The following is a 19,248-nucleotide window of genomic DNA, read 5'->3' as shown; positions in this document are numbered from 1 at the left end:
GGGGGTTTCCTGTATAGCCGGTCGACAGCCATGACAGGCCGACGCCAAGCGGGACCTTCGATGTTCAACACCCAACATTGGAGCGACGTCGATGCATCACTCGCCATTGCCCTTGCTCAGCACGATGTATGACCTTGGCTTCGCGTTGTTCCATGTGACCTTCTGGCGCTGGTTCAACTGGCCAAGATCTCTCGAGAAAAGCGGGAGACTCAATCGGGGCATCACCCAGACCCTCAACGTGATGTTGAGTTACGTGTTCATTGTCTATGCGGTGTCGCTCTTCCTGGCCGAAACGCGAACCCGAGGCCCGCTCGCGCTGGCGGGAACCGGATTCTGGTTGCTGAGGGCGATTGCGCAGCCGGTGCTGTTTGCCGGAACGCGCTTGAGCTGGGTTTTCGTGGCCGTGTTCGTTCTTGGCGCGGGCCTGCATGCGGTCACATACGTTGATTCCGCGAAAGTGGGCGTCGAGGCATGGTCATGCGCTCAACCGCTTTCATGAAAGCGGCGTCGGCGTGCTTCCGATTGCCGGATTTTCACGGTTCTAGAGAAGTTTCCCGAAACGAAACGCTGTCCAACATCACCATGAATGCCAACCAGCTCTTTCAACACGCCCATGAAATCGTCAGTCATTGCGCGCTCTGTTTCGTGTCTTCGAGCGACGCCGCCGGTCAGATCAACGCCAGGGTCGTCGAGATCCTGGAAATCGGAAGCGACCTCACGATTCGTTTCATGACCGACTCGAGAACGCGCAAGGCGCTGGAGATCAGCCGGGGAAGTGCGATCAGTCTGTCCTTCCTCAGCATGGCCGACCGTGGATACGTGACGCTCGGAACCGCTCCGGCGGTTTCCGCCGACTCCGCGTTGAAACGACGCATCTGGAAAGAGTCGTTGCTGACGTGGTTTCCCGACGGGCCGGACGATTCATACGTGATCGCCGTGACGTGCACGCCGGTCTGGGTCGAGATGTGGTCGCGCATGCGGGGGATTGCGCCCGATCCGCTGGGCCTCAATTCGGTCCGGCTGTTCCGGAAGGACGGCAACTGGCGCGTGAATCATACGTTTCCGGGCGCTCGCGAATCGTTGCGTGAGGGATCGTATGACGCGCAATGACGAGCGGCCCGCCGTCGTCATCGGCGCCGGCCTCGCCGGCCTGGCTGCTGCGCTGATGCTGGCGCGCACTGACAGGCGCGTCGTCATCGTGGAGGCATCGGACGAAGCAGGCGGCTGCTGTTCGACCACGACGGCTGACGGCTTCACGTTCAACAACGGCGCGATGTATGTCGCGGTGCCGTCGCTGATTCGCGCGTCTTTCCGGCGTCTCGGCCTCGACTTCGATCGCGAGGTGCCGATGGTGGCCATCGAGCGCCCGCACGTCACGCATCTGGACAATGGAACGGCCGTTCATCTGTCCAGTGCCGATACGTCGTATGTGGAAGGCGATCGCGCGGATTCGAGGACACGGCAACTGCGCGACGGCCTTGGCAGGCTCCGGCAGCAATGGGGGCCCGCCTACCGCACGCTGGTCGATGAAGTGTTGCCGCACGAGCCTTCGCTGCTGCGGACGTTGGGCAAACTATGGCGTTACCTGCCCCGCATGAGCGGGCATGCCGGCCGTCTGATCGAAGCGCACTTTGCCGATGCAGACCTGCAGTCGGCAGTTGCGTCGACCCTGCTCTACACCGGGCAAGGCCCCGACCGCCTTCCGGCGACGCAGATCATCGGCCTCATTGCCATGCTGGAGGAGGGATTCCATCTGCCGCGTGCAGGCATGGGCGCGATCAGTTCGGCGATGACGCGCGAGCTGTCCAGGCGCTCGGTGCCGATCCGGTTCGGCGCCCATGTACGCGAAATCGTCGTGGAGAACGGGGCGGTCCGCGGCATCGTGCTGGCTGACGGCGAGCGCATTTCGACCGATTGCGTCGTGGCGACCTGTTCGGGGTTCGAAGTGGTTCGGCACTTGTTGCCCAGCCGCGCGGTGCCACGGCGGCTCGCGCACAGGGCGCGCACGGCGCCGCTGTCGCATCGGGCGATTTCGATTCAGGTCGGTTGCTCGGGCGCCATGCCGCCACGCGCGTTCATGACCAATCATGTGCCCTCGATGCGGCAGCAGGCGGCGCTGCATGTATCGACTCCAGGCATACCGCACTGGCTCGCCTATACCTGTCCGTCGCTGGTGTTGCCGGAGCTTGCGCCGAACGGCAAGGCGGTGCTGGAACTGTATGCGCCGGCGACGGGTATCCGCTCCGTATCGGAGTGGACGCGCGCGATGACACAGGCTGCGGTCGACGACTATCTCACCGCGATACAGGCGCATTTTCCCGGCCTGTGCGTCGAAACCGTCCGCGTGGCGGATCCGCGGGATTTCGCGAGCGAACGGCATGTGTACGAAGGCGCGCTGTACGGCGTTGCCCCGGGTACGGCGCCCGACAAATTCTTTCCGCATCGGGCAGGGCTGCGCGGCCTCTATCTCGGAGGACAAACGACGTTCCCGGGGTATGGCGTACCCACGGCCATGTTCTCCGGAATCCAGGCGGCGGAAGCCGCGATGCAGGACGGGCGCGGGAATGCGTGATCGGCGCGTCGCGTGACCGTCAGCAATGCCCGCCGCCGGATCGAGCGCCCGCCGTTCCCCCATTTGATGACCAAACCGCAAGACCTAGTGCATAGATATCGTTTGCCGAGCCCTTAATGACTATCGACAATCGTGGCTCGAATTCCCCGCCGCGGCGCCGGAAGCGCCTTGGCGGCCGGCACGCGACGGCTATCCCGGCCGGCCGTGCCCACCCGCTCACGACGACATGTACGCGTTCACGCCCTCATTCCAAAACCCTGCCGGCTCGCCGATCCGCGAGTTGTTCAAGTACCTGTCCGAACCGGGCATGATTTCCTTCGCGGGCGGTTATCCGGCCAGCGACCTGTTCGACGTCGACGGCCTGAATGCGGCCGCCGAACGCGCATACGCGCAGCCCGTTCGCTGCCTGCAATACGGCCCGACCGACGGCCTCGCCGAACTGAAGCAGCAACTGATCGCGCTGATGGCGCGGCGCGGCGTCGCCTGCACGCCGGCCGAGCTGCTCGTCACGACCGGGTCGCAGCAAGGGCTCGACCTGCTGCTGCGCGTGATGGTGTCGCCCGGCGACGTCGTGCTGACCGAACAGCCGGCCTACCCGGCCACGCTGCAGGCGATGCGCTTGCAACAGGCGCGCATCGTGACGATCCCGGTCGACGGCGAAGGGCTCGATGTCGATCGTCTCGGCGAACGACTCGCGTCCGGCGCGATCGCGCAGCCGAAGCTGCTCTACACGGTCCCGACCTTCGCGAACCCGACGGGTGCGACGCTCACGCGCGGACGCCGGCTGAAGCTGCTGCGTCTCGCGGTGCAATACCGTTTCCTGATCGTCGAGGACGATCCGTACGGCGACCTGCGTTTCGCGGGCGAAGCCGTGCCGTCGATGCTCGCGCTGGCCGCCGAAGTGGACGGCGCACGCGACTGGATCGTGCATTTCGCGAGCCTGTCGAAGATCGTCGCGCCGGGGTTGCGCGTGGGCTGGACGATCGCGCCGGCCGAAATCGCGCGGCGCTGCGTGATCGCGAAGCAGACGGTCGATCTGTGCAGCGCGCCGTGGACGCAGGCGACCGCCGCCGAATACCTGGCCGACGGCGCGCTCGAACGCCATCTGCCGCGCATCGCGGCCGCGTACCGGCGCAAATGCGACGCGATGTGCGACGCGCTGCGCGACGGTTTCGGCGACGCAATCGCATTTCATCGTCCCGAAGGCGGGATGTTCGTGTGGGCGCGGATCGGCGCGGTGCCGTCGGACGTGCTGCTGCAGCAGGCGATCGCCAACAGGATCGTGTTCGTGCCCGGCAACGCGTTCTTCGCGGACAACGTCGACGCAGCGTCGCTGCGCCTGTCGTTCGCCGCGCCGGACGTCGATGCGATCAGGGAAGGCGTCGCGCGCCTCGTGCGCGCGTATGGTGCGGCGCTGGCCGCGTGAGGAGACATCGACATGACGATCACCGTCAACGAAACGACATCGACGGGCGCAGCACCGGTCGCCGGCGACGAGCGGCCGGCCACGCATCGCTCGACGCAGATCGGCGCGGGGCCGCAATATGTGGCCGACGTGCTCGGCCGCTTCGGCGCGGAGCCGGCGATCGATGCCGGCGATGCGGCGCCGGTCGTGCTCGGCTACAACTGAGCGGCGCACGCGCGGCGGCGCATCGCATGCGAGCGGTCGCCGACACGAACGGTTAAGCTTGCGCGATCGACACACCGACGATCGCCGCTGCCTCATGTCCGACCCGACTTCCGAATCGCTCGCGCAAACCTATGACCGGCTGTGGTTCTGCCTCGAATCCGGCGTGCGCGTGTCGCGCTCGCCGTTCACGATGTTGCAGGCGGCGACGCTCGGCCTCGACGGCGCGCCGAAGGTCCGGACGATCGTATTGCGTGAGGTGAATCGCACCGAGCGCGTGCTGTCGTTTCATACCGATGCGCGTTCGGCGAAGGTGGCGGAGTTGCGTCGCGATCCGCGTATCTCGATCGTCGCCGGCGATCTCGATGCGCTCGTGCAGATTCGCGCGGAAGGCGTTGCGTCGATCTGCGACGACGAAGCGCAACGGCGTGCGATCTGGCGAGCGAGCCGCCCGCATACGTTGCTGCTGTATCGCGCGCCGTTGCCGCCCGGTACGCCGGTCGCGTCGCCCGAAGTCGCGCATGTCGACGGTGCCGCCCCCACCGGCGACGGCTACGAAAACTTCTGCCTGATCCACATGACGGTCACGCGCATCGACTGGCTCGAACTCGCGCGCACCGGCCATCGTCGAGCGGTATTCGGTCTGAACGAAAGCGGCTACGAGGCCCGCTGGATCGCGCCCTGACGCGAACCCGGCGCGCTCGCGCCGTTCAAGGCCGCCCGTCCGACGCGGCCCGGATCATCCATTCGCGCATCACCGCGATCGCGTCGTCGTCGCGGCGCTCGGCCGGATACACGAGATAGAACCCCATCGACAGCGGAAACGCGAAGTCGAACGGCTTGCACAGCCGTCCGGCGGCGATGTCGCGCTCGACGAGCGGCTCGGTCGCGAGCGCGATGCCCTGGCCGGCGACGGCCGCATCGATCGCGAGCGACGTCTGGTTGAAGCGCAGCCCCTTGTGCGGATCGACGTCGACCGGTTCGGGCATCGCCGCGAGGAACGCGGGCCACAGATCGTGCGCGTCGTGCAGCAGCACCTGGCCGGCGAGCGCACGCGGCGAAGCCGGCGCGGTCAGCACCGACGGGCTGCATACCGCATACACGTCGAGCGGGAACAGCGCATGGGTGGCGAGATGCTTGCCGAACGGCGGCTTGCCATAGCGGATCGCGAGATCGACGCCGTCGTGGCGAAACGTCGCGATCTGCGGGTCGGCGATCACGCGCACGTCGTAGTCGGGGTGCGCGTCGGTGAACTGCGCGAGCCGTGGGATCAGCCACTTCGACGCGAACGACGGTGTCGTGCTGATCGTCAGCGCGGCGCGCCGTTTCACGAGCTTGTCGGTCGCGTCGGCGATCGCGTGCAGCGCGCGCTGCACGTCGGAGAAATACGCGGCGCCGTCGTGCGTGAGCGCGAGGCCGCGCGGCAGGCGCTCGAACAGCTTCAGGCCGAGCACGTCCTCGAGATGACGCACCTGCTGCGCGACGGCGCCCTGCGTGACGCCGATCTCGTCGGCGGCGGCGCGGAAAGTGAGGTGCCGCGCGGACACTTCGAACGCACGAAGCGCATTCAGCGGCGGCAGGCGGGAAGGGCGTGGCGGCATCGTCAGGCTGTAGAAAAACTATCGGTTGGCGGCAGAAATACTGGTTCGACAGTCGGAAGCGATGCGCCTACATTACCACCATGGCGCGCCGAATGGCGGCTGCGCGACGGCGGAACGAGAGCAAGGAGCGGATCGTGACTGTAGAAAAAGTGGCGTTGATCACGGCGGCGGGCAAGGGCATGGGCGCGGCGATCGCGCGGGAACTGGCGGCGACCGGCTATCGTGTCGCGCTGATGTCGCCGTCGGGCAGCGCGGTGGCGCTCGGCGAGGAACTGGGCGGCTTCGGCATCGAGGGCTCGGTGACGGAAGAAGCCGATATCGATCGGCTCGTGCAGGAAGCGGTCGCGCGCTACGGCCGCATCGACGCGGTCGTGAACAACACCGGTCATCCGCCGAAGGGCGAACTGCTGGCGATCACCGACGACGACTGGCACGCGGGGCTCGACCTGATTCTGCTGAACGTGGTGCGCGTGATGCGCCGCGTGACGCCGATCTTCCAGAAGCAGGGCGGCGGCGCGGTGGTCAACATCTCGAGCTTCGCGGCGGATGCGCCCGAGCAGCCGATGCCCGTTTCGTCGGCGTTGCGCGCGGCGCTGAGCGCTTGGACGCGCCTGTACGCGGAACGCTATGCGGCCGAGAACATCCGGATGAACGCGGTGCTGCCGGGCTTCATCGACAGCTGGCCGGAAACGCCGGAGATCGTCGCGCGCATTCCGGCCGGCCGCTTCGGCAAGACCGGCGAGATCGCGAAGACGGTCGCGTTCCTGCTGTCGGACGGCGCGGGCTACATCACGGGGCAGAACATTCGCGTCGACGGCGCGATCGTCAAGGCGCTCTGAGCGGCACACGGGCGCGCGGGCCGCGAAAGCGGGTTCGCCCGCCGTGCAGCAGCAGCTACAAACGCGTACAAATCAGACAAATCCGCGATACATCGGACCTTTCAAATGGGCGACGCCGCGTGGCCAGGGCGCGCCGGATTGAAAGCCAAGGCGCGATCCTGCGCGCGGCATGTTCACTTTCCACTTCACGAAAGGAGATGCCGAACGATGTCTTCCACACCGTTTTCCCCGATGCGTCGCCACCTGCTGGCCACTTCCGTGGCCGCCGGGGTCTCGGCGATGCTGCCCACCGCGCTGCATGCCGCCACCGGCGCGAGCGGCATGCGCCCGTTCACCGCGCACATTCCCGACGAAGCCGTGGCCGACCTGCGCCGTCGGATCGCCGCGACGCGCTGGCCGGGCCGTGAGACCGTCGCCGACGAATCGCAGGGCGTGCGGCTCGCGCGCATGCAGGCGCTGCTGCGCTACTGGGGCACCGACTACGACTGGCGCAAGGGCGAGGCGCGCCTGAACGGTTTCCCGATGTTCATCACGGAAATCGACGGGCTCGACATTCATTTCATTCACGTGCGGTCGCGGCACGAGAACGCGATGCCGATGATCATGACGCACGGCTGGCCCGGTTCGATCTTCGAGCTGCTGAAGGCGATCGGCCCGCTGACCGACCCGACCGCGCACGGCGCGAGCGCGGACGACGCATTCCACGTCGTCGTGCCGTCGCTGCCGGGTTTCGGTTTTTCGGGCCGGCCGACGAAGACCGGCTGGGGTTCCGACCATATCGCGCGTGCGTGGGGCGAGCTGATGGCGCGGCTCGGCTATACGCGCTTCGTGTCGCAGGGCGGCGACTGCGGCTCCGTGATCTCGCATCGAATGGCGATGCAGCGCGTGCAGGGGCTGGCCGGGATTCACGTCAACATGCCGGCGACGGTGCCGCCGGACATCGCGACGCTGCTCGCGACCGATGCGCCCGCGCCGGCTTCGCTGTCGCCGAAGGAGAGGGCCGCGTACGAGAAGCTCGCGACGTTCTATCGCGACAACTGCGGCTACTCGGCGATGATGGTCACGCGGCCGCAGACGGTCGGCTATGCGCTTGCGGATTCGCCGTCCGGGCAGGCTGCGTGGATGTACGACAAGATCTCGCAGTGGACGTACAGCGGCGGCGTGCCCGAACGCTCGATTCCGCGCGACGAGATTCTCGACGACATTTCGCTGTACTGGCTGACGAACACCGCGACGTCGGCCGCGCAGATCTACTGGGAGGATCACTCGAACAACTTCAACGCGGTGGACATCTCGTTGCCGGCGGCGATCACGGTGTTTCCGGGCGAGATCTACCAGGCGCCGCGCAGCTGGGCCGAGCGCAGCTATCGCAACCTGATCTACTTCAACGAAGTCGACAAGGGCGGCCACTTCGCGGCATGGGAGGAGCCGGAGTTGTTCGCGCGTGAAGTGCGTGCCGGGTTCCGGCCGTTGCGGCGCGCGTAAGCGGAAGGCACATGACGAACACGGGCCGGCCTGTTGCGCGGCCCGTGTTCGTTTCTACGCAACTCCCTGCAATGCCTGCGCGTGGTTTTTTGAATCGCCGTGTGTCGGGTCCGCACACGGATACGTTGGGATACAAAGCCTCCGGACGGTTCGGATATAAAACCGGTGAAGCGATTCACACGGCGGCGCGGTGCCATGCGCCGCCGCTGCGAACGGCGACACCCGATTGCCCGCACGTGCCGCGGGCCCTTTCCTTAGCGATCGACACTGGAGAACGAGTCATGCCTGATACCGTGAACACCCGCCGCCGCCTGATCCTGGGCTCGACGCTGGCGAGCCTGAGCCTGGCCGACCTCGGCTTTAGCGCGCTGGCGCGAGCGCAGTCGGCGCCCGATTCGCCCGCGGCAAAGCGCCCGGCCGGCGTTGCGTCGCTGGGCACGATCCACCAGATCGATGCGGGCGTGCTGAATGTCGGGTATGCGGATCTCGGCCCGAAGGACGGCCCCGTCGTGTTCCTGCTGCATGGCTGGCCGTACGACATCTACAGCTACGCGGAAGTCGCGCCGCTGCTCGTTGCGGCCGGCTATCGCGTGATCGTGCCGTATCTGCGCGGCTACGGCTCGACGACGTTCCGCTCGGCCGACACGGTGCGCAACGGCCAGCAGGCCGTGACGGCCGTCGACATCGTCGCGCTGATGGATGCGCTGAAGATCGACCGCGCGGTGTTCGGCGGCTACGACTGGGGCGCGCGCACGGCCGACATCATCGCGGCGCTGTGGCCGCAGCGCGTGAAGGCGCTGGTATCGGTGAGCGGCTACCTGATCGGCAGCCAGGCGGCGAACGCCAAGCCGCTGCCGCCGCAGGCCGAATTCCAGTGGTGGTATCAGTTCTACTTCACGACCGAGCGTGGCGAACTCGGCTACGCGCAGAATCGCGATGCATTCAACAAGCTGATCTGGCAGCTCGCGTCGCCGAAGTGGCAGTTCTCCGACGAGACTTATGCGCGCTCGGCCGCATCGTTCCGGAATCCCGATCACGTGGCCGTGGTGATCCACAACTATCGCTGGCGGCTCGGCCTTGCCAAGGGCGAAGCACAATACGACGACATCGAGCGTCGTCTCGCGGCCGGGCCCGCGATCAGCGTGCCGACGATCACGATGGAAGGCGATGCGAACGGCGCGCCGCATCCGGAGCCGGCCGCGTACGCGAAGAAGTTCACCGGCAAGTATCAGCACCGGACCATCGCCGGCGGCATCGGCCACAACCTGCCGCAGGAAGCGCCGCAGGCGGTCGCCGACGCGATCCTGCAAGTGGAGCATCTGTGATGCGGGCCGGCGTGGAGGTGTGGCGGCGCGGCGCGCGTCGCGCGCTCGTCGCGGGCGCGCTGCTGGCCGGCGCGTGGTCGGCGAGCGGCCCGGCCGCATTCGCGGAACAGCCGAAGCCGGCCGCGGCCGCATCGCCGATCTACGGCGTGACGATTCCGCCCGGCTACCGGAAATGGGAGATGGTCGCACCGGCCGAAGAGGCCGCACCGCTCGACGAATTGCGCGTGGTGCTCGGCAACCCGGTCGCGATCCGCGCACTCGAACAGGCGACGCTGCCGTTCCCGGACGGCACGATCCTCGTGAAGCTTGCGTACAAGCGCAAGCAGTCCGACGAGTTCGCGCCCGCGACGGTGCCCGGCCAGGCGACGACCGTGCAGGTGATGGTGAAGGACTCGCGCCGCTACGCCGCGACGGGCGGCTGGGGGTTCGGGCGCTTCATCAACGGCGTGCCGGCCGACATCGGCCAGCATCAGACGTGCTTTGCGTGCCATCAGGCGCGGGTGAAGAATCACGATTACGTGTTCACGCGGCTCGCGCCGTGACGTGACACGGCTGTGCGAAGGTGACGGAAAGGCGTGCCCTGCGAGGCACGCCTTTTTTCGTGGTGCGCGGGAGCGGTGGAGCGCATCGGCAAGCGGGTTTGTATCGCACTGTATCTGCGGCCTTCTTTGAAAAACTGGCATGCAGAAAGCCCTGTTCCGGAAACATGCCGGATACGTGCGCGGGTTCTACTGTCGACATGCAGCAAACGTTCGGTGCCAGACGTTCGCGCCGGACACCAAGTGATCGACACCCCAACTTCCTTCAAGGAGAAATCTCATGAAAGCCGCTCGAATCCTCGCCGTTGCCGTCCTCGCCGTCGCACCCGCGTTGTCGTTCGCCGATACCGGCCACGGCCTCACGCGTGCCGAAGTGCGCGCGGACCTCATCCGTCTCGAGAAGGCCGGCTACAACCCGGCCGGCAGCGAAGCGCATTACCCGGACGATATCGCCGCCGCACAGAACGCCGTCGCGGCTGCCGAGCAAGTCGCACGGTCGGACCAGAACGGCCCGTCGAAGTCGCAAGGCGACAACGTGGCCGACGCGTCGACGCCGGCCGGCCATCGCGACGCAGCGCAGTCGCGTACCGCACGCAACGCCGCCGACGACCTGTACGCGCATTCGTGATGCCGCGCCGCGCCGGCGACATGCAGGCGCGGCCGCTCACGCAGTACTTCACTTCAACGATACGACAAGGAAAGGAGCATGACGATGGCCGGTTTGATGAAACGCGTTCTGGTATCCGCTGCGATGATCGGCGGACTGTTCGGTGCGGTCGCGGCGCAGGCCGCGCCGAAGGAAGACCTGAAGGGCACCAACGTCGTGCTCGTGCACGGCGCGTTCGCCGACGGGTCGAGCTGGAACCGCGTGATTCCGCTACTCGAGGCGCGCGGGCTGCACGTGGTGTCGGTGCAGAATCCGCTGAGCTCGCTCGCCGACGATGCGGCCGCGGCGAAGCGCACGATCGACGAACAGAAGGGGCCGGTCGTGCTGGTCGGCCATTCGTGGGCCGGCGTCGTGATCAGCGACGCGGGCAACGACGACAAGGTGAAGTCGCTCGTGTACGTCGCGGCGTTCGCGCCTGACAACGGCCAGTCGATTGCGGACGTCACGCAGGGCCTGCCGGCGCCGTCATGGGCCGGCGAGTTGCGCAAGGACGCAGGCGGCTTCGCACGGCTGTCGGACAAGGCGATCGCGCAGGATTTCGCGCCGGATCTGCCGCCCGCGCAGCAGCGCATCGTTGCGGCGACCCAGGGGCCGTGGTATAGCGGGTGCATCTCCGAGAAGGTCGCGCAGGCCGCATGGCATGCGAAGCCGTCGACGTTCGTCGTCGCGACGCAGGACCGGATGATCGACCCGACGCTGCAGGAGGCGATGGCGAAGCGGATCGGCGCGACGGTCGCGCGCGTGAACGCCAGCCACGTCGCGATGCTGAGCCAGCCGAAGGCCGTAGCCGACGCGATCATCGCCGCCGCCGAGCGCGCGAAGCAGGCTACGCAGTGAGCGAATGCGGCGCCGCGCTTTCGTGAGGAGGCGCGGTGCGCGAGTGATGGCGATGTCTTTCCACCGAGGAGAAGTCATGACGCAACTCTGGCAACTGTCGGCAACCGAACTCGCGAAACGCGTGCGTCAGCGCGACGTATCCGCGCGGGAAGTGGCGGACGCCGTGCTCGATCGTCTCGATGCCGTGAATTCGGCGATCAACGCGGTCGTCGAACACCGTCCCGACGACGTGCGGCGGCAGGCCGACGAAGTCGATCGCGCAATCGCGCGCGGCGACGATCCGGGGCCGCTCGCGGGCGTACCCGTCACCGTGAAGATCAACGTCGATCAGGCCGGCTTTGCGACGACCAACGGCACGCGCCTGCAGGAAAACCTGATCGCGCCCGCCGACAGCCCGGTGGTCGCCAACATTCGGAAGGCCGGCGGGGTGCTGCTCGGCCGCACCAATTCGCCGACGTTCGCATTGCGCTGGTTCACGTCGAATCTCGTGCATGGCCGCACGCGCAATCCGCGCAATCCGTCGCTGACGCCGGGCGGATCGAGCGGCGGCGCGGCAGCGGCCGTGGCCGCCGGGATCGGCCCGCTCGCGGTCGGCACCGACATCGGCGGCTCGGTGCGCTACCCGGCCTATGCGTGCGGCGTCCACGGAATCCGGCCGTCGCTCGGCCGCGTGCCCGCGTTCAATGCGTCGTCGCCGGAACGCGCGATCGGCGCGCAACTGATGTCGACGGCCGGGCCGATCGCGCGCACGATCGACGATCTCTCGCTCGCGCTGCGTGCTTTCTCCGCGCCGGACCCGCGCGATCCGTGGCACGTCGCGGTGCCGTTCGACGGGCGCGCGGTGCCCAAGCGCGCGGCGCTGTGCGTGCGTCCGCGCGGGCTGGAGGTCGTGCCCGAAGTCGAGGCTGCGCTGCGCGATGCCGCGCGCCGGCTCGTCGATGCGGGCTGGACCGTCGACGAGATCGACGATACGCCGCCGATGCGCGAGGCTGCGTTGTTGCAGGAACAGCTGTGGCTCGGCGACGGGTTCGGCGCGCTGGCGAACGCGGTCGAGCAGGACGGCGATCCGGGCGCGGCCGCGGTGATCGCCGCCGTGCGCGGCAAGGTGCGCGACCTGCCGGCCGACGTGATCAGCCGCGCGCTGGTCCGGCGCACGACGCTGACGCGGCAGTGGCGGCTGTTTCTCGACGAATATGCGGTGTTGCTGCTGCCTGTTTCGTCGGAACTGCCGTTCCCCGACGATCTCGACCGGCAAGGGCCGGACGGCTTCGACCGCGTGTGGGAAGCGCAGCTCACGTTGCGCGCGCTGCCCGCGATGGGGCTGCCGGGGCTGGCCGTCACGACGTCGCTCGCGAACGGCGTGCCGGTGGGCGTGCAGGTGGTGGCCGCGCATCATCGCGAGGATCTGTGTCTGCTCGCGGGGCGCGATATCGAGGCGCGTGGGGTGCCGGTCGAGGTGGTCGATCCGGTGGTGTGACGTGCAGGCAGCGCGTGCATCGGCGACACCGCACGGGCATCGCCGATGCATCGTTGCCTGTCCAATATCGCGCGACGGCGCGACGTCGGTCGTCAACAGCTCAGCTGAATCGTGGCAACCGTCGGGATGTTGGTATTCCCGTCCGAAATACTCGGCATGACGGAAATATGGCCCGGGTGAAAGTTGGCGACACACGAGAAACTGACGCTCGTGTTGTTGAGAATCGTCATCGAGACATCGGTTGCTTGCCAATGGAGCGGCGTGTTCGTCCACGGTGCACCGACCGACGCCGTGCACGTCCCGTTACCGGTGGTCGACGTGCATGAAATGCTCAGGGACGTCTGTGCATGCGCTGGCGATGTGGTCAGCAGCAGCGGAATCGACAGAAGCATGGGCAAGTAAATATTTCGCGAATGTTTGGTCATCATTTTTACGAAAATTCTTGTTTGTCCGTCAAATGGAAAGGATCGCGCGATTCGATACGGCGAAAAACGCGATGCGAACATCGTACCGAAACCGTGCCGGAAGTGGTCGCGTTACGCGTGAATGAATGCAGACGGCTCCCATGCGGTTGAAAATCCGGCAACGGCTTTCATAAACGCGGCGAGCCGGAGTGTGTGGCCGACGCGTTTCGTCACGCTAAATCGCATTCGTGAAAGCAAGGTGACAGCCCGATCCGGTGGCGGGCACGGCGCGTGAGTCAGTGCGGGTGGAGGTTTCCTTGACGCCGTCGGCCCGTGAACGTTCACCTTCGCGATCGAACCTGTCCTCACCCCTGCCACCGCCGCAACTCACGGAGCGTGAGCTGTCCATTCCATTGCCTCGAACACGAGATGACGGTTTGGTCCATCCGGCCTTTTAAAACGCTTCGATGTACGACATCGAACGGTCATAGCCTTCCATTTCCAGCCCGCCAGCGACCGCACATCGATAGCGCGCGTCCGCCATTGCATTCCCCGCGGCGCTGATTAGGAAATGAATTTTTATTGGTTCTGCTTCCCCGACCGCACTCGCATAGTGGTGCTGACGGCTATAGACAGCATGCAAGCTGCAACAGCCGCATTCCCGGTGTTTTGTTCATACGAATTTGCGAGAACAAGGAAGTGTCATGACGGTTGAACTGCAAGAACGAACCGCTGCGCAGCAGGCGCTCGAAGACGCGCGCGCGGCAGCCGTGGCGGCCGGCACGCCCTATGCGGGCGGCGTCGCGCCGGAAGCCGCGTGGGCGCTGTTCTCGGCGGGCGACGCATTGCTGGTGGACGTGCGCACGGCCGAGGAGCGGAAATTCGTCGGCCACGTGCCGGAGTCGCTGCACGTGCCGTGGGCGACCGGCACGAGCCTGACGCGCAACCCGCGCTTCGTGCGCGAACTGGAAGCGAAGACCGGCAAGGACGCGGTCGTGCTGTTGTTGTGCCGCAGCGGCAACCGTTCGGCGCAGGCGGCCGAGGCCGCAGCGAAGGGCGGGTTCAAGCAGGTTTTCAATGTGCTCGAAGGCTTCGAGGGCGATCTCGACGAACGGCAGCATCGCGGCGGCCGCAACGGCTGGCGCTTTCGCGGCCTGCCGTGGGCGCAGGATTGATTCACGGCCGTGACGGGGAGAAAGCAGGATGGCCGCATTCGACATCGACGACATCGTTCAATCGCTGCAGACGGTACGCCGCGCATGGCGCGAAAAGCAGCGGCGCTCGCTCGAACCGGGCGGTCGCGATTTGCCGGCGCGAGAAGCGCTCGCACAGATCGTCGGCGCGCTGAAGGGCGTGCTGTTTCCGATGCGGCTCGGGCCGCCCGATCTGCGGCAGGAAAGCGAGAACTTCCACGTGGCCCATGCGCTCGATTCGGCGCTGAATGCGCTGCTCGCGCAGGTGACGCTCGAATTGCGCTACGCCGCGCGTCAGCGCAATGCCGACGGGCCACCGCCCGATCGCATCGATGAAGTCGCGTCGACGGCCGTGCAGGCGTTCGCCGCGCGCTTGCCGGAGATTCGCCGGCTGCTCGACAGCGACGTGCTGGCGGCCTTCCACGGCGATCCGGCGGCCGGCAGCGTCGACGAGGTGCTGCTGTGCTATCCGGGCATCCTCGCGATGATCCACCACCGGCTCGCGCACGAACTGTACGGGCTCGGCCTGCCGCTGCTCGCGCGGATCATCGCCGAGCAGGCGCATGCGGAGACGGGCATCGACATTCATCCGGGCGCGCGCATCGGCGCGGGCTTCTTCATCGACCACGGCACGGGCGTCGTGATCGGCGAGACGGCGATCATCGGCGAGCGCGTGCGCGTGTACCAGGCCGTCACGCTCGGCGCGAAGCGCTTCCCGCGCGATGCGGCCGGCCATCTGGAGAAAGGGCTCGCGCGCCATCCGATCGTCGAGGACGACGTCGTGATCTATGCGGGCGCAACGATCCTCGGCCGCGTGACGATCGGGCGGGGCGCGGTGATCGGCGGCAACGTGTGGCTCACGCAAGACGTGCCGGCCGGCGCAAACATCACGCAGGCCGTGCTGCGCAGCGAAGCGAATACCGCGCCGCGCACGGCGGCGCGCGTCGCCTGGGAGGCGCGATGAGCGACCTCATCCATCACTTCGGCGCCAACGTGCGCAAGCTGCGCGAAGCGCGCACGTGGTCGCAGGAGCAACTGGCCGAGCATGCGGGGCTGAACCGCTCGTACGTCGGCGAGATCGAGCGCGGCGAGGCGATCGCGTCGATCGTCACGGCCGACAAGATCGCCCGCGCGTTCGACGTGTCGATCTCGACGCTGCTGCCGGCCGCATACGTCACCTGAGGTTGCCCCGCATCGTTTCCCCCTTCGGTTGCACGACCTGACGGCTATAGCATGTTGAGCCGGCAGGGGCGGGTTTCCGATAATCACCGAGCGTCATAAGCAATCCTGTTTTTCATCTTAAGAACCCGGAGCCACACATGTCGACCGTTGCAAGCGGCACGGCCGCGCTGAGCGATCACGCCGCCCGCCAACTAGCGAACGCTACCAAGACCGTCCCTCAGCTTTCCACGATCACGCCGCGCTGGCTGACCCATCTGCTGCAATGGGTGCCGGTCGAGGCCGGCATCTACCGCCTGAACCAGGTGAAGAACCCGGAAGCCGTGCGCGCCGCGTGCACGCAGCTCGAGGACGAAAGCGTGTTGCCGCAGACCTTCGTGCCGTACGAGGAGCAGCCGCGCGAATACTTCCTGAACGCGGTGAGCACGGTGCTCGACGTGCATACGCGGATTTCCGATCTTTACAGTAGTCCTCACGACCAGATCAAGGAGCAGCTGCGCCTGACGATCGAGACGATCAAGGAGCTGCAGGAAAGCCAGCTGATCAACAATCCCGACTACGGGCTGCTCGCGAACGTGACCGACGAACAGCGGATCTTCCCGCTGACGGGCGCGCCGACGCCGGACGATCTCGACGAGCTGCTGACGAAGGTGTGGAAGGAGCCGGCCTTCTTCCTCACGCACCCGCTCGCGATCGCCGCGTTCGGCCGCGAATGCACGCGGCGCGGCGTGCCGCCGCCGACGGTCAGCCTGTTCGGCTCGCAGTTCCTCACGTGGCGCGGTATTCCGCTGATTCCGTCGGACAAGGTGCCGGTCGCGGACGGCAAGACCAAGATCCTGCTGCTGCGTGTCGGCGACAAGCGCCAGGGCGTCGTCGGCCTGTATCAGCCGGGCGTCGCGGGCGAGCAGGGGCCGGGCCTGTCGGTGCGCTTCATGGGGATCAACAATCAGGCGATCGCGTCGTACCTGATCTCGCTGTATTGCTCGCTCGCGGTCCATTCGCCGGATGCGCTGGCTGTCCTCGATGACGTCGAAATCGCCAAGTACCATGACTATCCCGACACCTACCGTTAATCCCGGTCTGGCCGGCGGCGATGCGCACGGGTTGCCGCATGCGCCGCTGCCGGCCGGGCTGCCCGACCCGGCGACGCTCGCGCGCCTCGCGTCCGAGTTCTTCGCGACGCCGCCCGGGCAGGCCACCGCGCCCGGGCTGTCGGCGGGCAGCGGCGCGGTCGGCGGCGTACCGTCGGCATTGCCGGCGGCGGCGCCGATCCTCGCGTCCGTCAGCAACCCGGTGCCGGGCGGTTCGCCGCTCGCAGGCCCGGGCGGGGCGGGCACCGGTGTGCCGGGGCTCGCGCTGCCGCAGGGCAAGGCGCCCGGCGCGAATCTCGCGCCATCTGCGCCGACGCACGTGTTGTCGCTCGGCAACCGCGCACCGGCGCTCGCGCCGCATGCGGCCGCGCAGAACGGGTTGCCCGACAACGTCGTGTCGATCGCGCCCGCGCTCGAACCGCGGGTCGGCGGGGCGGCGCTCGGCGTACCGCAAGTGAGCGCCGCCGCACCGGAAGGCGCGGCGAAGGCGTCGCCGTACTACTTCACCGACGGTTCGCTGCAGGGCTGGCAGGCGACGCCGCAGGACATCGTCGTGCCGTCGAGCGGGCCGGCGTCGCCGGAAGCATTCGGGTTGCCTGGCGACGACGCGCTGCGCGCGCTGCTCGCCGTGCAGCGCGACGCGCCGGTGTCGCATGCGTCGGGCACCGACGTGCCGCGCTACTTCATCGACGATGCGCAGGCAGCCGCGCCGCAAGGCCAGCTGCATCGCGGGGCCCGTCCGCCATTCGACGTGAACGCGATCCGCCGCGATTTCCCGATCCTGCAGGAGCGCGTGAACGGCAAGCAACTCGTCTGGTTCGACAACGCTGCGACGACGCACAAGCCGCAGGCCGTGATCGACCGCCTCGCGTACTTCTACGCACACGAGAACTCGAACATTCATCGCGCGGCGCATGCACTGGCCGGCCGCGCGACGGATGCGTACGAGCATGCACGGGAAACGGTGCAGCGCTTCATCGGCGCATCGTCGCCCGACGAGATCGTGTTCGTGCGGGGCACGACCGAGGCGATCAATCTGATCGCGAAGACGTGGGGCGTGCAGAACGTCGGCGAAGGCGACGAGATCGTCGTGTCGCATCTCGAACATCACGCGAACATCGTGCCGTGGCAGCAGCTTGCCGCGCAGAAGGGCGCGACGCTGCGCGTGATTCCGGTCGACGATTCGGGGCAGGTATTGCTCGACGAATATCGGAAGCTGCTCAACGATCGCACGAAGATCGTGTCCGTCACGCAGGTGTCGAACGCGCTCGGCACGGTCGTGCCGGTGAAGGAGATCGTCGAGCTCGCGCATCGCGCCGGTGCGAAGGCGCTGGTCGACGGCGCGCAGTCGATTTCGCACATGCGTGTGGACGTGCAGGCGCTCGACGCGGATTTCTTCGTGTTCTCCGGGCACAAGATCTACGGGCCGACCGGGATCGGCGTCGTGTACGGCAAGCGTGCGATCCTCGACGACATGCCGCCGTGGCAGGGAGGCGGCAACATGATCGCGGACGTGACGTTCGAGCGCACGGTGTTCCAGCCGCCGCCGAACCGCTTCGAAGCCGGCACCGGCAACATCGCGGACGCGGTGGGGCTCGGCGCGGCGCTCGACTACGTGAGCCGCGTCGGCATCGAGAACATCGCTCGCTACGAGCACGATTTGCTTGCGTACGCAACGAGCGTGCTGGCGCCGGTGCCGGGCGTGCGGCTCGTCGGCACCGCGCGCGACAAGGCAAGTGTGCTGTCGTTCGTGCTGAAGGGCTATGAAACCGAGGAAGTCGGGCAGGCGCTGAACGACGAGGGAATCGCCGTGCGCTCGGGGCATCACTGCGCGCAACCGATTCTGCGGCGCTTCGGGCTCGAGGCCACGGTACGGCCGTCGCTCGCGTTCTACAACACGTGCGATGAAGTCGATGCGCTGGTGAGCGTCGTCAGGAGACTGGCGGCGCGACGCTGACGTTGGCATCGATGTCGATGTTGACCCGCTTGCGGCGGCCTTCGCGGGCCGCCGCAAGCGTTTTCATGGCAACCGGTCGGAAACGTGGCGACGGATTTAGGACGGCATCGCCTGCGTGACGGTGCCCGTGCGTTGCGCGGTGAGGCCGTGGCGGCGTGCACGACGCGGAACGATTGCGTGGCGGACGCGGTCGGAATGCTTCGATAACGACAGGATGAATGCCGGTGCGCCCGAGCAGCGCGACATCCTGCGCGAAGGCGCTGCGCGCACGGGCGTCGCTTGCGGCACATCCGTCGACGGTGGCGACGGTCTGCCCGTGCAGCACCTGCATGAAAGGCAGCGAGCCGGTCGGGCCGGCCACGCGTCAGCGAACAACGCGCAACGACCTCTGTCGCCACGCGTCGCAGGATCCAGCCAGGACGCGCACGCCGGCGAACCGGCGCGCACGCTGCCGC

At 67.2% G+C, this 19,248-nt stretch carries 21 protein-coding genes; 18 read left to right on the top strand and 3 right to left on the bottom strand.

Annotation, left to right across the window (positions count from 1 at the left end):
* The first annotated feature begins 91 nt into the window (after positions 1-91).
* From WS95_RS31460 to WS95_RS31435, 6 genes are all read left to right on the top strand, one after another.
* A complete protein-coding gene (locus WS95_RS31460; protein ID WP_059828062.1) occupies positions 92-499 on the top strand; it encodes a hypothetical protein in 408 nt (135 codons plus the stop codon).
* Positions 478-1,110: a pyridoxamine 5'-phosphate oxidase family protein gene (locus WS95_RS31455; RefSeq protein WP_179950246.1), complete on the top strand. Its 633-nt coding sequence runs from the start codon at positions 478-480 to the stop codon at positions 1,108-1,110. Before WS95_RS31460 ends, WS95_RS31455 begins: the two co-directional genes overlap by 22 nt.
* The gene (locus tag WS95_RS31450) at positions 1,097-2,572 is read left to right on the top strand and encodes a phytoene desaturase family protein (RefSeq protein ID WP_059828058.1); all 1,476 of its coding nucleotides are present in this window, start codon (positions 1,097-1,099) and stop codon (positions 2,570-2,572) included. The genes WS95_RS31455 and WS95_RS31450 overlap by 14 nt, the downstream gene beginning before the upstream one ends.
* Positions 2,573-2,798: 226 nt before the next feature.
* Positions 2,799-3,998, top strand: a complete 1,200-nt coding sequence (locus tag WS95_RS31445; RefSeq protein WP_059828056.1) for an aminotransferase-like domain-containing protein — start codon at positions 2,799-2,801, stop codon at positions 3,996-3,998.
* 12 nt (positions 3,999-4,010) lie between these two features.
* Positions 4,011-4,202 carry a hypothetical protein gene (locus tag WS95_RS31440; protein ID WP_059828054.1) on the top strand — a complete coding sequence of 64 codons (192 nt, stop codon included), beginning with the start codon at positions 4,011-4,013 and terminating at the stop codon, positions 4,200-4,202.
* A gap of 94 nt (positions 4,203-4,296) precedes the next feature.
* Positions 4,297-4,884, top strand: a complete 588-nt coding sequence (locus WS95_RS31435; protein WP_059828052.1) for a pyridoxamine 5'-phosphate oxidase family protein — start codon at positions 4,297-4,299, stop codon at positions 4,882-4,884.
* A gap of 25 nt (positions 4,885-4,909) precedes the next feature.
* Here the strand turns inward: WS95_RS31435 and gcvA are convergent, their stop codons facing one another.
* Positions 4,910-5,800 carry a transcriptional regulator GcvA gene (gcvA, locus tag WS95_RS31430; RefSeq protein ID WP_059828050.1) on the bottom strand — a complete coding sequence of 297 codons (891 nt, stop codon included), beginning with the start codon at positions 5,798-5,800 and terminating at the stop codon, positions 4,910-4,912.
* 134 nt (positions 5,801-5,934) lie between these two features.
* Between gcvA and WS95_RS31425 the strand changes: the two genes are divergently transcribed.
* The 7 genes from WS95_RS31425 to WS95_RS31395 all read left to right on the top strand — a co-directional run bounded on the left by WS95_RS31425 (position 5,935) and on the right by WS95_RS31395 (position 12,969).
* Complete coding sequence (locus tag WS95_RS31425; RefSeq protein ID WP_034206252.1) at positions 5,935-6,639, top strand: SDR family oxidoreductase; 705 nt, start codon at positions 5,935-5,937, stop codon at positions 6,637-6,639.
* Between the two features lie 207 nt (positions 6,640-6,846).
* Positions 6,847-8,124 carry an epoxide hydrolase family protein gene (locus WS95_RS31420; protein ID WP_059828048.1) on the top strand — a complete coding sequence of 426 codons (1,278 nt, stop codon included), beginning with the start codon at positions 6,847-6,849 and terminating at the stop codon, positions 8,122-8,124.
* A gap of 281 nt (positions 8,125-8,405) precedes the next feature.
* Positions 8,406-9,449, top strand: a complete 1,044-nt coding sequence (locus WS95_RS31415) for an alpha/beta fold hydrolase (protein ID WP_059828047.1) — start codon at positions 8,406-8,408, stop codon at positions 9,447-9,449.
* Complete coding sequence (locus WS95_RS31410) at positions 9,449-9,991, top strand: cytochrome P460 family protein (RefSeq protein ID WP_059828045.1); 543 nt, start codon at positions 9,449-9,451, stop codon at positions 9,989-9,991. Before WS95_RS31415 ends, WS95_RS31410 begins: the two co-directional genes overlap by 1 nt.
* Positions 9,992-10,268: 277 nt before the next feature.
* Positions 10,269-10,616 (top strand): DUF4148 domain-containing protein, encoded by a 348-nt coding sequence (locus tag WS95_RS31405; protein WP_034205513.1) that lies wholly within the window; start codon positions 10,269-10,271, stop codon positions 10,614-10,616.
* A gap of 84 nt (positions 10,617-10,700) precedes the next feature.
* On the top strand, positions 10,701-11,492 hold the full coding sequence (locus WS95_RS31400; RefSeq protein ID WP_034206251.1) for an alpha/beta fold hydrolase: 792 nt from the start codon (positions 10,701-10,703) through the stop codon (positions 11,490-11,492).
* A gap of 76 nt (positions 11,493-11,568) precedes the next feature.
* Complete coding sequence (locus tag WS95_RS31395) at positions 11,569-12,969, top strand: amidase family protein (protein WP_059828043.1); 1,401 nt, start codon at positions 11,569-11,571, stop codon at positions 12,967-12,969.
* Between the two features lie 92 nt (positions 12,970-13,061).
* On the opposite strand, the gene WS95_RS35230 is transcribed toward WS95_RS31395, so the two are convergent.
* Positions 13,062-13,397 (bottom strand): hypothetical protein, encoded by a 336-nt coding sequence (locus WS95_RS35230; RefSeq protein WP_156443554.1) that lies wholly within the window; start codon positions 13,395-13,397, stop codon positions 13,062-13,064.
* A gap of 680 nt (positions 13,398-14,077) precedes the next feature.
* Between WS95_RS35230 and WS95_RS31390 the strand changes: the two genes are divergently transcribed.
* The 5 genes from WS95_RS31390 (at position 14,078) to WS95_RS31370 (ending at position 18,793) form a co-directional block, all read left to right on the top strand.
* Positions 14,078-14,548: a rhodanese-like domain-containing protein gene (locus tag WS95_RS31390; RefSeq protein ID WP_059828041.1), complete on the top strand. Its 471-nt coding sequence runs from the start codon at positions 14,078-14,080 to the stop codon at positions 14,546-14,548.
* A 28-nt stretch (positions 14,549-14,576) separates the two neighbouring features.
* Positions 14,577-15,530, top strand: coding sequence for a serine O-acetyltransferase EpsC (epsC, locus tag WS95_RS31385; RefSeq protein ID WP_034205509.1), 954 nt, complete (start codon positions 14,577-14,579; stop codon positions 15,528-15,530).
* Positions 15,527-15,748 carry a helix-turn-helix domain-containing protein gene (locus tag WS95_RS31380; protein ID WP_034205508.1) on the top strand — a complete coding sequence of 74 codons (222 nt, stop codon included), beginning with the start codon at positions 15,527-15,529 and terminating at the stop codon, positions 15,746-15,748. The genes epsC and WS95_RS31380 overlap by 4 nt, the downstream gene beginning before the upstream one ends.
* Before the next feature lie 137 nt (positions 15,749-15,885).
* Positions 15,886-16,818: a family 2A encapsulin nanocompartment shell protein gene (locus WS95_RS31375; RefSeq protein ID WP_034205507.1), complete on the top strand. Its 933-nt coding sequence runs from the start codon at positions 15,886-15,888 to the stop codon at positions 16,816-16,818.
* Positions 16,793-18,793, top strand: a complete 2,001-nt coding sequence (locus WS95_RS31370; RefSeq protein WP_059828039.1) for a family 2A encapsulin nanocompartment cargo protein cysteine desulfurase — start codon at positions 16,793-16,795, stop codon at positions 18,791-18,793. The genes WS95_RS31375 and WS95_RS31370 overlap by 26 nt, the downstream gene beginning before the upstream one ends.
* On the opposite strand, the gene WS95_RS35435 is transcribed toward WS95_RS31370, so the two are convergent.
* On the bottom strand, positions 18,768-19,124 hold the full coding sequence (locus WS95_RS35435) for a hypothetical protein (RefSeq protein WP_179950245.1): 357 nt from the start codon (positions 19,122-19,124) through the stop codon (positions 18,768-18,770). The genes WS95_RS31370 and WS95_RS35435 overlap by 26 nt on opposite strands.
* Positions 19,125-19,248: the final 124 nt, after the last annotated feature.

The sequence above is a fragment of the Burkholderia sp. MSMB1826 genome (assembly GCF_001526325.1).
In the GTDB taxonomy this organism is placed as follows: Bacteria; Pseudomonadota; Gammaproteobacteria; order Burkholderiales; family Burkholderiaceae; genus Burkholderia.
The sequence above is the reverse complement of the archived record's forward strand: the minus strand, read 5'-3'. Positions and strand labels throughout refer to the sequence as shown.